11 protein-coding genes and 1 riboswitch are annotated in these 14,236 nt (G+C 61.3%); of the genes, 8 read left to right on the forward strand and 3 right to left on the reverse strand.

Annotation, left to right across the window (positions count from 1 at the left end; all coding sequences use genetic code 11):
- The first annotated feature begins 110 nt into the window (after positions 1-110).
- A complete protein-coding gene (locus tag B7E11_RS16510) occupies positions 111-1,076 on the forward strand; it encodes an aldolase catalytic domain-containing protein (protein ID WP_080836595.1) in 966 nt (321 codons plus the stop codon).
- Between the two features lie 147 nt (positions 1,077-1,223).
- Here the strand turns inward: B7E11_RS16510 and B7E11_RS16515 are convergent, their stop codons facing one another.
- A complete protein-coding gene (locus tag B7E11_RS16515) occupies positions 1,224-1,544 on the reverse strand; it encodes a hypothetical protein (RefSeq protein WP_080836596.1) in 321 nt (106 codons plus the stop codon).
- A gap of 188 nt (positions 1,545-1,732) precedes the next feature.
- Between B7E11_RS16515 and B7E11_RS16520 the strand changes: the two genes are divergently transcribed.
- A complete protein-coding gene (locus B7E11_RS16520) occupies positions 1,733-2,173 on the forward strand; it encodes a gamma-glutamylcyclotransferase family protein (protein ID WP_245809747.1) in 441 nt (146 codons plus the stop codon).
- 648 nt (positions 2,174-2,821) lie between these two features.
- Here the strand turns inward: B7E11_RS16520 and metE are convergent.
- The gene (gene metE / locus B7E11_RS16525; protein WP_176220793.1) at positions 2,822-5,125 is read right to left on the reverse strand and encodes a 5-methyltetrahydropteroyltriglutamate--homocysteine S-methyltransferase; all 2,304 of its coding nucleotides are present in this window, start codon (positions 5,123-5,125) and stop codon (positions 2,822-2,824) included.
- 163 nt (positions 5,126-5,288) lie between these two features.
- Positions 5,289-5,438, reverse strand: a riboswitch (cobalamin riboswitch).
- Positions 5,439-5,628: 190 nt separating this feature from the next.
- On the opposite strand from metE, the gene B7E11_RS16530 reads away from it, so the two are divergent.
- The 4 genes from B7E11_RS16530 to B7E11_RS16545 all read left to right on the forward strand — a co-directional run bounded on the left by B7E11_RS16530 (position 5,629) and on the right by B7E11_RS16545 (position 9,618).
- Positions 5,629-7,290: a copper resistance CopC/CopD family protein gene (locus B7E11_RS16530; RefSeq protein WP_080836598.1), complete on the forward strand. Its 1,662-nt coding sequence runs from the start codon at positions 5,629-5,631 to the stop codon at positions 7,288-7,290.
- Positions 7,287-8,213: a sensor histidine kinase gene (locus B7E11_RS16535; protein ID WP_245809748.1), complete on the forward strand. Its 927-nt coding sequence runs from the start codon at positions 7,287-7,289 to the stop codon at positions 8,211-8,213. Before B7E11_RS16530 ends, B7E11_RS16535 begins: the two co-directional genes overlap by 4 nt.
- Entirely contained in the window at positions 8,179-8,868 is a 690-nt protein-coding gene (locus B7E11_RS16540) for a response regulator (RefSeq protein ID WP_080836599.1), read from the forward strand. The genes B7E11_RS16535 and B7E11_RS16540 overlap by 35 nt, the downstream gene beginning before the upstream one ends.
- Positions 8,869-8,994: 126 nt before the next feature.
- Positions 8,995-9,618 carry a YcnI family copper-binding membrane protein gene (locus B7E11_RS16545; protein ID WP_080836600.1) on the forward strand — a complete coding sequence of 208 codons (624 nt, stop codon included), beginning with the start codon at positions 8,995-8,997 and terminating at the stop codon, positions 9,616-9,618.
- 158 nt (positions 9,619-9,776) lie between these two features.
- Here B7E11_RS16545 and B7E11_RS16550 read toward each other — a convergent pair whose 3' ends face one another.
- Positions 9,777-10,337, reverse strand: coding sequence for a permease (locus tag B7E11_RS16550; protein ID WP_080836603.1), 561 nt, complete (start codon positions 10,335-10,337; stop codon positions 9,777-9,779).
- A gap of 418 nt (positions 10,338-10,755) precedes the next feature.
- Here B7E11_RS16550 and B7E11_RS16555 point away from each other — a divergent pair, with 418 nt between their 5' ends.
- The gene (locus tag B7E11_RS16555) at positions 10,756-12,447 is read left to right on the forward strand and encodes a sensor histidine kinase (protein ID WP_139787228.1); all 1,692 of its coding nucleotides are present in this window, start codon (positions 10,756-10,758) and stop codon (positions 12,445-12,447) included.
- Positions 12,448-14,115 (forward strand): response regulator, encoded by a 1,668-nt coding sequence (locus tag B7E11_RS16560; RefSeq protein ID WP_080836606.1) that lies wholly within the window; start codon positions 12,448-12,450, stop codon positions 14,113-14,115.
- Positions 14,116-14,236: the final 121 nt, after the last annotated feature.

The following is a 14,236-nucleotide window of genomic DNA, read 5'->3' on the forward strand; positions in this document are numbered from 1 at the left end:
CCCGGGCTGTCGGACAAAGCCCTTGTTAATTGGTCGCGTTTCGTTATAAACTAGGTACCAAGTTCCTTTCGGACTCAAGTCAAGCACGAAGCAAAGGAGATTTTGTCAATATGGCCGCACACCGCAAGACGGATCATTGCCAGATCGTCGACTGCACGATACGCGACGGCGGGCTGGTCAACAATTGGGATTTCAGTGTCGAATTCGTTCAGGATTTGTACAACTCGCTGAACGAGGCCGGCGTGGAATACATGGAGATCGGCTACAAAAATTCCCCCAAGCTGCTCAAAGGCGCGGAAAATGCCGGTCCGTGGCGCTTTTTGGACGACGACTTTTTGCGCAAGGTCATCCCCGAGAAAAAGAACACCAAGCTTTCCGCGCTGGTCGATGTCGGCCGCGTCGACGAAAACGACGTGCTGCCCCGCAGCGAGTCGCTGCTCGACCTGATTCGCGTCGCCTGCTATGCGCGCGATACGGCGAAGGCGATCGAGCTGGCCACCTTGTTCCATAATCGGGGATATGAAACGACGATCAACATTATGGCCTTGTCCAACGTGATGGACAACGAGCTGACGGAATCGCTGGCGATGATCGCCGACAGCCCGATCGACGTCGTTTACATCGTCGACTCTTACGGCAGCCTCGATCCGGACGACTTCCGCTATTTGGTGGAAAAGTTCCGCCGCAACCTGAAAACGAAACGCCTCGGCGTCCATACGCACAACAATATGCAGCTTGCGTTCGCCAACACGCTTGTCGCCGCGGAGATGGGCGTCGAGCTGCTGGACGCTTCCGTGTACGGCATGGGCCGCGCGGCGGGCAACTGTCCGACCGAGCTGCTGCTGGCGAAGCTGAACAACCCCCAGTACAGCCTTCGTCCCGTGCTCGGCATGATCGAGCGCCACATGGTCAAGCTTCGCGAGAAGGAAGAATGGGGCTACCTCATTCCGTACATGGTGACGGGCGCGCTGGACGAGCATCCCCGTTCCGCCATGGCGTGCCGGGCTTCGGCCGAACGCGACGAATACGTCAATTTCTACGATAAAATGACGACGCCGGAAGTGTATTCCAAGTAATCCGGCCGTCGCGGCAGGCGAAAACGGCTCTCCGGAAGGAGGGCCGTTTTCGCTATGGAGTGCCCCATGTTCGGTTGGGGCGTCGGATCGGGGAGTTGCCGGCTCAGCGCGCGGCGCTCATTATAGCCGGGCAGGGGCAAGCCCGGCTTAGCGCGCGGCGCTCGGGTTATAGCCGGAAAGTTCGCCTTGACCGCGGATCGCGGCCGCTTTGTTTTGCGGATTCGGATGGAAATAGGCGTCGCCCTTCAACACGCGTCCCCCGATCGTCGTCGCCTCGACCCGAACGCCGATATCCTCGGTTTGGGCGAAATGCGCAAGCAGCCGTTCGTCGGAAACGCCTTCCGCATCGATGTACCAAAGAAAGGTGCCGTATTCCTGAATGACGAACAGCTTGGCCTGGGAAAAAGCAAGCTCCCAGCTTCCGGTCGAATGCGCGACGGACAATGACGCCAAATCGTAACTTTCCATAGGTCCCATCCTTTGTCGGTTTTGTCGGTCAATTTGAATCGAATCTCCATTTGAATCCAATAGCAGGCATACCGAAATTGTAGCCGTTGCAAGGTTCGTTTGGCAAACGAGAGATTGGATTCGGACAACGTCCCCTTTATAACGAACTATCGGTAAAATACGGCGGAAATAGGGAAGGAGGCGTGCGCTTGGAAAAACGAATCGAACGGTCCGGCCTGGATGAGCAGGAGCCGCTCGTCCGCTTGTTCGTATACGGAACGCTGCTGCCGGGCTTCGCGGGTTATCGGCTTCTCGAGCCTTATTTGCGCGGGACTCCCCTCCCGGGACGCGTGCGCGGACGGCTGGTCGATGCGGGGGCGTATCCGGCGTTGGTGCCGGTGACCGGCGGGGAAGACCGCTTCGTGCGCGGATTGTGGTGCGAGCTGAGCGGGGCCGCCTTGGCCGAGATCGACGCGTACGAGGAATTTTACGGGATCGAGGAAACGAACGACTACGAGCGGGTATGGGTGCGCGACGCGGACCGCCCGGATTGCGCGGGCTGGACTTACATCTGGCCCGATTCGCGCGGGCTGGCGTTCGCGGATTTCGACGCTTGGGCGGACAAATACCAGGACGGGAGTGGCGTCTGACAGCCGCAGGGTACAAACCGCCCATGCCGACTCGAACGGGAGGCGGCCCCAGGAGGCCAGAGGCGAACGCATGATGCTGTCGGCAAATGCCGCGGCATCGCCTACGCTGGATTTCATCCAATCAGCAGAGCGAAACTCGGGGATTGGGCTGTCTAGGTTGGATATTGTCCAACGAGGAACGGGGATTTTGAGCAATTTTTGCAAAGGGGCGTCGCTTGATTGGACAAAATCCATCGAAGACGGCGCGGGTCGTGAAAATGGGGCTCTCGGTTGGACAAAATCCAACGGAGACGGGCATCGGTGGGGAGGACTTCGTCCCGAACGTACGGGTGGCCCCGAAAAGAACGAAAAGACCCCGATTCCGCATCCAGGCGGAAATGGGGTCCTTTTCGTCGCGGCATTGCTGCACGCTACCATCGCCGGCTGCCGCAAGGGCAGCATGGGTGCCGGGGCAGCTCCCATCGGGCCGAGGCGTCCGGCAGCTGAAAGCTTCAGGCGGGACAACTGGTCCGGCAGCTTGCGTCGCGGGCAGCTCCCGGCCAGCCAAGATGGCTGGCAATTTAAGTACGTCGAGGGAAGCTCCCGGCGGGCCAAGACGGCTGGCAGCTGGCGTCACGAGCGGCTCCGGCGGGCCAACCCGGCCGGCGCTTACGTCGCGGTCAGCTCCCGGCGAGCCTGCTCGGCCGCGGCCGTCATTTCGCGAAGCGCCTTGAGCGTTTCGCTTTCGCTGCGCGTCTTGAGGCCGCAGTCCGGGTTGATCCACAGCCGGTCGGCCGGCACGACCTCCAGGGCGGCGCGGATGACGGCCAGCATGTCGCCGCTGCCCGGCACGACCGGGCTGTGGATGTCGTATACGCCAAGCCCGATGCCGTTGCCGTAAGGCTCGCCGCGGAGCGCCTCGATCAGGGCGCCGTGGCTGCGCGACGTTTCGAGCGAAATGACGTCCGCATCCATCGCCTGGATCGCGTCGATAATTTCATGGAAATCGCAGTAGCACATATGCGTATGAATTTGGGTGTCGTCGGCCACGCCGGCTACGCTGCGGCGGAAAGCCCGGACCGCCCATTCGAAGTAGGCCGTCCATTCGCGGCGCTTCAGCGGGGCGATTTCCCGCAGCGCCGGCTCGTCCACCTGGATCATGCCGATGCCGGCGGCTTCGAGACGGAGCACTTCCGCGTTCAGCGCCCTGGCGATCTGGTCGGCGATCCGGCTTTGCGGCAGGTCTTCGCGGCTGAACGACCAGGCGAGCATCGTGATCGGGCCGGTCAGCATGCCTTTCACCGGACGGGAAGAAAGCGATTGGGCGTAGACGGTGTCTTCCAGCGTCATCGGGCCTTTGTCCGTCACGTCCCCGAAAATAACGGGCGGCTTGACGCAGCGGGAGCCGTACGATTGCACCCAGCCGTTGTCGGTAAAATGATACCCGTCCAGCAGCATGGCAAAGTGCTCGACCATGTCCGTCCGCTCGAATTCGCCGTGCACGAGGACATCGAGGCCAAGCTCCTCCTGGCGGCGAATCCACAGCCCGGTTTTTTCCTTCAGCAGGCGGCGATAATCGCCTTCCGCCAGCTTTCCTTTCCGCCATTCCAGCCGGGCGCGGCGAATATCGTCCGTCTGCGGCAGGCTGCCGATCGTCGTCGTCGGCAGCGGAGGCAGCCCGAACCGCGCCTGCTGCCGCTCGCGGCGCCGCTCGTACGGCGCCCGCTCGGGCGCCGAATCCGCCCGCGCGCCGGCCGCTTCCCGGCCGCGCGCCGGATGAGCGCGCAGCGCGGCCAAAGCCGCGCGGCTCTCCTCAAGCCGCGCCAGCAGCGCGGCGCTGCCGCTGTCGGCGCCGGCGGCCGGGCGCGAGCCGAGCGCGTCGGCAAGATCGACGAGCTCGCGCAGCTTCTCGTCGGCAAAGGCGAAGGCGGCGCGCACAACCGGGTCGCCGCTGCGTTCCGCGGAGGCGGTCACGGGCGCGTGCAGCAGGCTGCACGACGTCTGCACGACGAGCCGCTCCGGGGACACGATCGCCGCCAGCTCGCCGAGCAGGGCGAGAGCGCGGTCGGGATCGGCGCGCCAAATGCCGCGTCCGTCGACGATGCCGGCTCCGAGCGTTTTGTCCGCGGGCCAGCCTTCCTGCCGGAGCGCCTCCAGATTCGCGCCTCCGTCCCGCGCGAAATCGAGCCCGATGCCGCCGACGGGCAGCGCGAGCAGCCGCTTCGGAAACTCCGCCGCGGCGAAATACGTCTGCAGCATCAGTTTCAAATTCGGCCGGACGGACGAAAGCGCCGCATAAACCTCGTCGATCAGCGGCAGATGCTCTTCCGGCACGTCCGTGACGAGCGAAGGTTCGTCCATTTGCACCCAGACGGCCCCGGCGTCCGCCAGCTGGGCGAGAACTTCCGAGTAGACCGGCACGAGGCGGCGAACCCGATCCGCGAATTCCCCGGCGGCCACCCCTTTGGCCAGCCGGACATAGGTGTAGGGGCCGACGATAACCGGACGGGTCAGAAGGCCGGCTTTTTCCTTCGCTTCGTTGAAAGCGTCGAGCCAGGGATTGAACGCGAGCCGGGGCTCGCGGCGGTCGCCCAGCTCGGGCACGATATAGTGATAGTTGGTGTCGAACCACTTCGTCATTTCGGAAGCGGGCTTTCCTTCCGCGCCGCGGGCGACGGCGAAGTAGACTTCAAGCGAGCCGGGAGCGCCGAGATCCCGGAATCGTTCCGGGACGAGATCGAAGGCGACCGTATGATCGAGAATGCCGTCGTACAGGGAATAGTCCCCGGACGGCAGAACGGCGACGCCCGACCGTTTCATCCGCAGCAGCCGGCGGATTCTAAGCTCCGCCTGCTCCTCCCTGAATTCGTTTTCGCCCGACTTTCCGCTCCAGAAGCGCTCCAGGCTTTTTTTCCATTCCCGGTTTTCCCCGATTCGGGGATACCCGAGCGCGGCGGTTGCCACGATAGACATACGCAAACCACACCTCTCGCAAAATGTTGATCAACCGACATCCGGGCGCCGCAAGCAAAAAAGGCATGCCCGCCTCCCAGCTTCGGAAGGACGGGCATGCCGAAATAGACGTCCAGAACGTCAAATCAGATGTGCCGGATCATCCCTATCGACCGTAGGTTCCTTGGCTTGAGAAAAGACGGCAGGTATCCCTGGCTTCGGGTTCCAAAGGCCGCGCGCATATCGCGCCTTTGCCCCCGTTACAGTGGCGGGACCGCGCCGGACTCTCACCGGCTTCCCTTTTCATCCGCTCACCGCTTCAAGCGCTCTTCACGAGCGCCGGAAGCTGCGTCGCCATCTTTTCCGGTATGCGGTTGTCGTCAATAACTATACATTCGAAAGAATATTTATGCAACAATTCTTTTCCGGCAGTTGAACGAAGGGACGCGTTCGGGTACGATGGACGGTGACAGGGTCCAAGGATTGCGGAAATTTTTGGATTTTTCGAAAGAGGGGTTTCGTTCGTGTCGACTGCATCAGCTTACGGGCGCAAGCATGCGGCCGCTTTGCCGGCGCTGCGGCGCTTTGTCGCGTTCATCGTTTTTTTGGCCGGGGCCATCGGGCTGTCGGCTCCTTCCGCCTTCGCGCATGCGACGCTGGAACAGGCTTCGCCCGCGCAAGACGCGAAACTCGCGTCCGCACCCGAGGCCGTCGAGCTGCTCTTCAACGAGCGGCTGGACGGCACCGGATACTCGCTTCGCGTGCTGGATGACGCTTCGAAGTCCGTTACGGACGCGGAGCCGGAGCGTTTCGAACAGGGAAGAGGCTTGAGGCTCAGCCTTCCGAAGCTTGAAGAGGGCCATTATACGGTGTCGTACAGCGTCATTTCCGCCGACGGCCATCCGGTTTCCGGGGCCTACGTGTTCACCGTCGGCAATCCGCCGGCCGCGACGACGTCCGACCGGCTGGATCCTCACGCCCAGGTCGGACATGACGGGCACGGCGAGCACATGCTGGGCGACCGGGCATTCGTTCTTTACGCGACGAGAATCGCCTATTACGCGGGCCTGCTCCTGACGGCCGGGCTGGCGCTGTGGAGCCTTTCGCGCGGAGCTTCGCCGGTCGTGCGGGAGCGGCGCGAAGCGGCTCTCGGCTTCATGGGGAAATTCGCGCTTTGCGCGACGCTCGCTTACGTCGTTCTGCATGTAAGCGAACTTGCGCAGGGCGAGCCGATGTCCGAATGGGGCCGCATCCTGATTCAGACGACGATCGGCCGGCTGTACCTGGCCGAGCTGCTGCTCGCGATCGCGGCGACGCTGCTTCGGTCGCTCGGGGCGTACGCCCGCCTCTTCTGGGCGGCCGCTGCGCTGTTCGCCGAGGCCTGGAGCGGCCACGCGGCGGCTTTTTCGCCGATCGGGTATTCGGTCGGGCTCGATTTCGTCCACCTGCTCGGAGCCGCATTGTGGGGCGGAGGACTTGCGCTGCTTATTCTCGTATGGAGCAAGGAGCGGACGGAGGCGGGACGGTTTGCCCTGCTGTTTTCCAAGTGGGCGCTCCTTTCGTTTGTCGCGCTTTGGATCACGGGGACGCTTAGCGTTTTGAAATATTTGCCTACGCTTTCTTATTTGCTCTACACGTCCTGGGGCAAATGGCTGATCGCCAAAACGGCGCTGTCCGCGCTTGTTGTCATCGCCGCCTTTTTGATCCGGCTCAGGCTGCGCAAAGGGAATCTTCCCGGCGGCGGGCTGCTGAAGCTCGACATCGGCCTGTTCGGAGCGATCGTGCTGTGCGTCGGCATTCTGACGTATCAAAATCCGCTGCCCTCGAACGCCCCGCTGCATTATCACGAGATGGGCGAAGAGATGCACCTGACGCTGCGAATCGCGCCGAACGCCCCTGGGGAAAACGCGTTTACGTTGAAAATATGGCTGCCGGAGGAGCTGGGACTGCCCAAGCAAGCGCTGCTGCGCCTGATGCCCGAAGGGCGGGACGACGTCGGCGCGATCGACGTTCCGCTCGAAGCGTACGAGGATGAGGAGCTGGACGATTTTGCCGGCTATGAAAAAGCGACCTACCGCGCGCAAGGCTCGTATTTGCCCTTTGCGGGAAAATGGAAGGCGCAGGTGCGGGTGACGGATTCGGAAAGCAACGAGCTCGTGCGCGAAACGGAGTTTCGGATTTATTGAACCGGCCGGAAGGCGGAGGCAGCCGGCCGGATGCGAAAGAGGGAGCCGTCATGCGCGACAAGCGGATCAAATGGCTGATCATCGGGATTCCCACGCTGACAATCGGGCTGTGGGAGTACGTGCGGCATGCGTTTTTGCTGCCCTATTTGTCGATGGAGCTCGGCAACTTGCTGGCTCCGTTCATCGTGCTTGCGGTGACGCTGGCGCTCGTGCCGGGGCTGTTCCGGCGCATGGAGCAGTCGCAGAGCGAGCTGCAGCGGGAGAAAGCGACCAAGGCGGCGCTCGAAGAGCGGGAACAGCTGGCGCGGCAGTTGCACGACGGCATCGCCCAGTCGCTGTTTCTGCTCGCGGTCAAGCTCGACCAGCTGGATCGAGCCGCGTGCGAGCCGCCCGTGCGCGAGCTTACCGGACAGATTCGCGAGACGGTCCGGGTCATGCACGAGGACGTGCGGCAGGCGATCGCCAATTTGCGGCTGCCGCCGTCGGCGGCGGACGCCGCCTGGGTGCTCCCCTTGCGCGAGCTGCTCGGAGAGACGGCGGGCGTTCTCGACGCCGAGGCGGATTTTCGCTGGACGATTCCGGACGAAAGCTTGTCCGGCAAGGAAAAGGTCGAGCTGCACGCCTGCCTGCGGGAAGCGCTGCTGAACGTCCGCAAGCATGCGCGGGCGCAAAACGTGACGGTCGTCGGCGAACCGGTCGAAGGCGGAGGCTTTCGCTGCCGCGTCGAGGACGACGGCATCGGGTTCGGGGGCGACCCGTTCGCGGCTCCGGGGCGGTTCGGCCTGCGCATGGTGCGCGATCGCGCGGGGAAGATGGGCTGGACGCTGGCGGCGGAGCGGCGTGGAGACCGTACGGTAATCGAATTGACGAAGAAAGGGAGAAGAGGCGATGAATCAGCCGTTTCGCGTGCTGCTCGTCGATGACCACCCTCACGCGCGGCAAGGGATGCGGGAAATCGTGGCGTCCGACCGCGACTTTGTCGTCGTCGGGGAAGCGGCCAGCGGCGAGGAGGCGCTCGAGCTGATGGACGAGACGACGCCGGAGCTCGTGCTGATGGACATTTCCATGCCCGGGATGGGAGGGCTCGAGGCGGCGAAAGCGATCAAGGGCGCCTATCCCGACGTCAAAATCATCATGGTGACGGTGTCCGACGAGCCGGCCCACCTGTTCGAAGCGCTGAAAAAGGGCGCCCAAGGCTACTTGCTCAAAAACCTGGAGCCTTCGTCCTGGCGCGAATATTTGCGTGCGGTGGCCCTGGACGAAGCGCCGCTGAACCCCGATCTGGCGATGTCGATTTTGCGGGAGTTCGCCGCAAGGCCCCAGCCGCCGGTTTCGCCGGCGCGGGGGAGAGCGGGCGCGGACGGCGAAACCGCCATGCGCGAGGGGCTGACGCCGCGAGAGAAGGAAATTTTGCTGGAGGTGGCCAGGGGCCGGACGAATCGCGAAATCGCCGCCGGTCTCGGCCTGTCCGAAAATACGGTCAAAAACCATCTCAAAAATATTTTGCAAAAGCTGCATTTGGACAACCGGGTGCAGCTGACCCGTTATGCGTACGAACGGGGGCTGGTGGACGGGTAGAGCGGCGGGCCGCCTTCGGATCGCCATCTTTTTTTCGCCGGAGTAGCCCTTTGGGGTCATGCCGTCGGGTTGCGGACGATTTATACTTGGTCTCATCCGCAATCAACGGAAAGGATTGGTCCTGTCATGAAAAAAAGGTTGTCTCTCGTTTTTGCGCTGTTTCTCGCCTTCGGGTTCGCCCAGGCGGCAAGCGCGCATGTGACGGTATCGCCGGGCGAAGTGGCGCAAGGCGCGTACCAGGTGTTTACGATTCGCGTCCCGTCCGAGAAGGACGCGGCTACGACCGAAGTGAAGCTGGACGTTCCGGACGGCGTCGAAGTGCTGCGGTTCGAGCCGAAGCCCGAATGGAGCTACGAGACGGAGACGAACGCGGACGGCAAAATCGTTTCCGTCGTCTGGACGACGTCCGGCAGCGGCCTGGGCGCGACGGAGTTTGGCGAGTTCCGCTTCCAGGGCCGGGTCGCGGCAGACGCCACGGAGCTCGTCTGGAAAGCTTACCAGACGTACTCCGACGGCAGCGTCGTCGAATGGACCGGCGCCGAGGACGCCGACACGCCGGCTTCCGTGACGGCGGTGACGCCGTCGACCGGCGAGTCCGACGGCCACGGCCACGGCGCCGCTTCTTCCGGCGCCGCCGATGAGGCGTCCGACGGCGCGGGGCGGGATCCGCTGACGCTCGGCCTTGCGATCGCCGGCCTCGCCGCGGGCTTGCTGGCGCTTGTCGTCTCGCTCGTTCGCCGGAAGGCGTAGGGCGAGCCTTGCCCTCTTCGCGGCAAATGCTTGCTTGCCGCGATATGCGCTTGGCGGGGAGGCGCTTCCGTTTGGGGCGCTCCGTTGGAAGAGGCCGACCGGCCATCCGGCCGGCCTCTTTCCTTGCCGCCGAATCGTTGTCGCGGCGCGTCTTGCCGTCAGACGCTTATCATCATCGTGAGCGCGAGGAACAACCCCATGGCAATGACCGATGCCGTCGCCTTTTTCCGGCTTGTTTTTCCCGTCCCTTTCATGGCGTAACGCACATACATCGCGAATCCGATCGCAAGGATCGCCGTTTCCAGGATCATGCTGATCCCCGCATATTTCCACAGTCCGAAGCCAAGCAGCGGCAATTCGCCCGCATTTCCCGGCAAAATCGGCATGTCCGCCCGATGGACGATCAAATCGAGCAGCCAGTGGCTGAAGACGACGGACGCAATGGCGTAGCCGCCTTTTGCGCCCCAGGCGCGACGCGCGGCAAAGCCGGCGACGACGGCGATCAGCAGAGCGCCGACGAGAGAATGCGTATAATCGGCATGGAAGATCGTTTCGCCGTATCCGGTACCGATCGACGTGTCGGTCCGCTCGACGCCGGCCAAGTTCAGCGGAATGAAAAGAATGTCCAGCAATTGGGTCGCGACGATAAGAGACCAAAGCGGAAGCCTGGGCTGCGTTGCTTTGACGGCGGCTGCGATTCCGAAATGTCCTGCGAACATTGAATCTCTCCCTTTCGGCAATGGAATGATACCCGCTGCAGTAAAACTAATACTATTAGTTTTCGTGATTTCAATATAACTAATGTGATTAGTTTTGTCAAGGGCCAGATTGACTTCCATCTTATCCCCGTACTCGCGCCGAACTTCCGCCAATAGCGTCCCTCGGTTCCGTCAATCAAGGCGGAAAACGGCCCCCAACGGAAATAACGGCTGAGCCGGACCGTTATCGACGACGCGCCTGGTGCAACGGGACCAGCCAATCGATCGGCGGCAACCCGCGGCCCAATATTGAAAGCCCTTTCAATCATCTGGACTTTAATGCTAAGATGAATCTGCCCGTTCGAAGACCGCGATCGACGCCTGCAAACTTGCATACTCGCACCGCACTTTCACTTGCACATCTTAGGGGGAGCTTATAGTGAAACTGAACATCTTCAGCAAAATTTTCCTGCTTGTCATTTCGCTTCTCCTTCCCACGGTCGCCTTGTACGGTTACTCCTATCAAGTCAGCGTCGACGTCGTCCGGCAGACGGTCGAGGACAACAATTTGAACCGCCTCTCCTTTTTTATGAGCCAGATGGACATGATGGTCGACCAGCTGACGAAATATTCGGCGTCGGCAGGACGGGATTTCACCTTGCGGGAGTATTTGGACGGGCGGGGGAAAAGCGACCCGATTTTGCAGCTTCAGCGGCAGTTGCGGATTTTCGAGATGTTGAACATGCAAACCGCGACGAACGCCTGGAACAACCAGCTCATTTTGCACTTGACCGATTCGAAGGAAGTCATCTCGACCGATTATTCCGTCAAGTACGACGAACGGACGATCCGCGAAACGCCCCCCGGGGAATGGACGTACCGAAGCGCCGTCAGCTTCAGCATGAAGCAAATGCTGTTTTCGCAAATCAGGCCCGCGGGCATTCCGAACGTCTTCGTCGAAGTCCGGTTTACCGAGGACAACATCCGGAACATGCTCAGTCTCTACAAGCAGGGGGAGCTGACGGAGCCGTTTCTGTACCGGAAAGGCGAAGCGCCGATCGTCAGCTACACGGCTGACCGCACGACGATCGACCCGGCGGTCGGCATCCTCGAATCCATGAACCTCGAGGAAAGCGGCAACGCGGTCGTGACGCTGAACGGGAAAAAATACATGATCAACCATGCCCATTCCGGCAGCCTGGACTGGGCGATGGTCGATCTCGTGCCGCTCGAAACGATTTTTTCGCCGATCGTGACGAGCCGGAATCTGTTTTATTCCTCCATCGTGCTGCTGCTGGCGCTCAGCCTGTTGGCGACGCTGCTGCTGTACCGGAACGTGCAAAGGCCGATTCAATTGCTCGTCAAAGGCGTGCAGCGCGTCCGGGACGGCCGTTACTCGATCCGGCTTCACCCCCGGACGAACAACGAATTCGATTTTTTGTTCCGAAGCTTTAACGAAATGGCCGAAAAAATCGGGGACCTGATCGACAAGGTATACAAGGAAACGCTGCGGTCGAAGGAAGCGACCTTAAAGCATTTGCAATCGCAAATCAATCCCCACTTCCTGTACAACTGCCTGTTTTACATCAAGGGGATGGCAAGCCTCGGCGAAAAGGACGCGGTCGTGGCGATGGCGCTGAATCTCGGCGAGTATTACCGCTACACGACGCGGACCGAAAAAACGACGGCCACGGTGCGCGAAGAAGCGAAGCTTGTCCGCAACTATTTGGAAATCCAACTGCTGCGCATCCAGAGATTCCGGTACGAAATCGACATCCCGGAGGAGATGCTGGAGCTGGAAATTCCGAAGCTGCTGATCCAGCCGCTCGTCGAAAACGCGGTCATTCACGGCATCGAACCGAGCGAACGGTTCGGGGTCGTTACGATCAAGGGGGAAACGGGCCCGGACGGAAACCGCATCGTCGTGGAGGACAACGGCCCCGGAATGACGGAGGAGCGGATGATCGAGCTGAAGAAGCGGATTTCCGCCCCGCTCGAAGCGGAGACCGGCTGCGGGCTGTGGAACATCCACCAGCGGCTTCTTCACTTGTACGAGGAAGGCTCGGGCCTGTATTTTTCGAAATCGTCGAAAAACGGATTTCGCGCAGAACTTGTTTGGAGGGCCGAATAGATGAACGATACCGAACTTTACCGGCTGCTCATCGTCGATGACGAGGACACCGTCGTGGACAGCCTGGCCGATACGATCGATTGGACGAAGGCGGGCGTTTCGAACGTGTACAAGGCTTATTCCGGCAGCGAGGCATTGGAGATATTGAAAACGAACGCGATCGACATCGTCATGACCGATATTCGCATGCCCGGCATCAGCGGGCTCGAGCTGATCGCCAAAATCCGCGCCGGCTGGAAGCGAATCAAATGCATCCTGCTCTCGGGACATGCCGAGTTCGCCTACGCGCAAAAAGCGATCGCCCAGGACACGTTCGAATATTTGCTGAAGCCGGCGAGCGACGAGGATGTCGTCCGGACGGTCGGAAAAGCGGTGGACGCCTTGCGGCGGGAAAGGGACGAAAGCCGGTCGCACGAACGGTTCGCCAAGACGTTTCGGGAGCATCTGCCGCTGCTGCGGGGAGAACTGCTGAACGGGCTGCTGCAGGGAAGGGAATATTTGCACGGCCAGCTCGCCGAGAAGACGAAATCGCTGCGGCTCGACGTTCGCCCGGACGAACCGTTCGCGCTGATGGTCGTGCGTTTGGAGGGAAAGCTGGCGGAGCTGGATTTCTATCATTCGTCCCTGATGGAATATGCGATCCAGAACATGGCGGAGGAAGTTTGCGACGGCTGGTTCCGGCTTTGGAGCTGCAAGGACGTACACGGCTATTTGACGTTCATGGCCACGCTGAGCGACGAGCGGCGGCTGGAAGCGGCAGCGGAATCCGGGGCGGAGGAAGCGTTCCGACAGCTGCAATTCGCCGCTTCGCAGCTGCAGCTGAACGTAAACCGATACTTGAAAGGCACCGTCTCGGTCATCATCAGCGGTTGGGGCCGGTTTCCCCAGGACGTCAAGCGGTTGTACGACGAAAATCTGCTGGCGCTGCGCAAGCGGATCGGCAATCAGGCGGAATTGTTCATCTACGCGTCAGAAGAGACGGAGCCGGCTCCGGTCCGCTCCCTGCAAAGGCTGTACGAGCCCCCGCTGCTTCAGCATTTGATGGAGTCGGGCAACTGGGATCAGGCCGAAGCGAAGCTGTTGTCCGTTTGCGACGAGCTGAGGGCGAACTGGTCCCAATCGTTCGAGCATTTTACCGAAGCTTATTTTTACGTGTACGCTTCGTTCAGCTCGCTCGCGCACAAGCAGGGGCGCAGCCTGGCGGAGCTGATCGGCCCGGATTTGTCCGGCACCGCGGGCCTCGCGCCGATCCGTTCCCTGTCCTCGCTTCGGGACTGGATGCTGCGGGCGTTCGGCCGGCTCAAAATGTGCATCGAAAGCGAGCCGCGGCACGAGCGGGAAGACACGGTAGGGAAAATCAAACAGTTTATCCAGGAGCGGCTCGTGGAGGACGTCACCCTGCAAACGATCGCCGACCATTTGGGCGTTCATCCGGTTCACGTGTCCCGCTTGTTCAAGCTGGAAACCGGCGAAAACGTCAGCGATTTCGTGCTGCGGCTCAAGATGGAAAAGGCCGTTTCGCTGCTGGCCGATCCGGCCTTGAAAAATTACGAGATCGCGCTTCTGCTCGGCTACCAGAATCCGAATTATTTCATCAAGGTGTTTAAAAAGTACTATTCGGTCACGCCGCAGGATTACCGCAACGCTAATTTTATGCCATCGGATTAAAACCTCGCCATTTTCTCCCGACGGCTCGGCGCCTATGATGGAAGTGTAAAGGACGCCGCGGGCGCCAGCGTTCTTGCGGCGGAACTTATCGGCTTGAGACATAAGGGAGGATGGTTGCATC

The sequence above is a fragment of the Cohnella massiliensis genome, assembly GCF_900169535.1.
GTDB classification, from domain to species: domain Bacteria; phylum Bacillota; class Bacilli; order Paenibacillales; family Paenibacillaceae; genus Cohnella; species Cohnella algarum.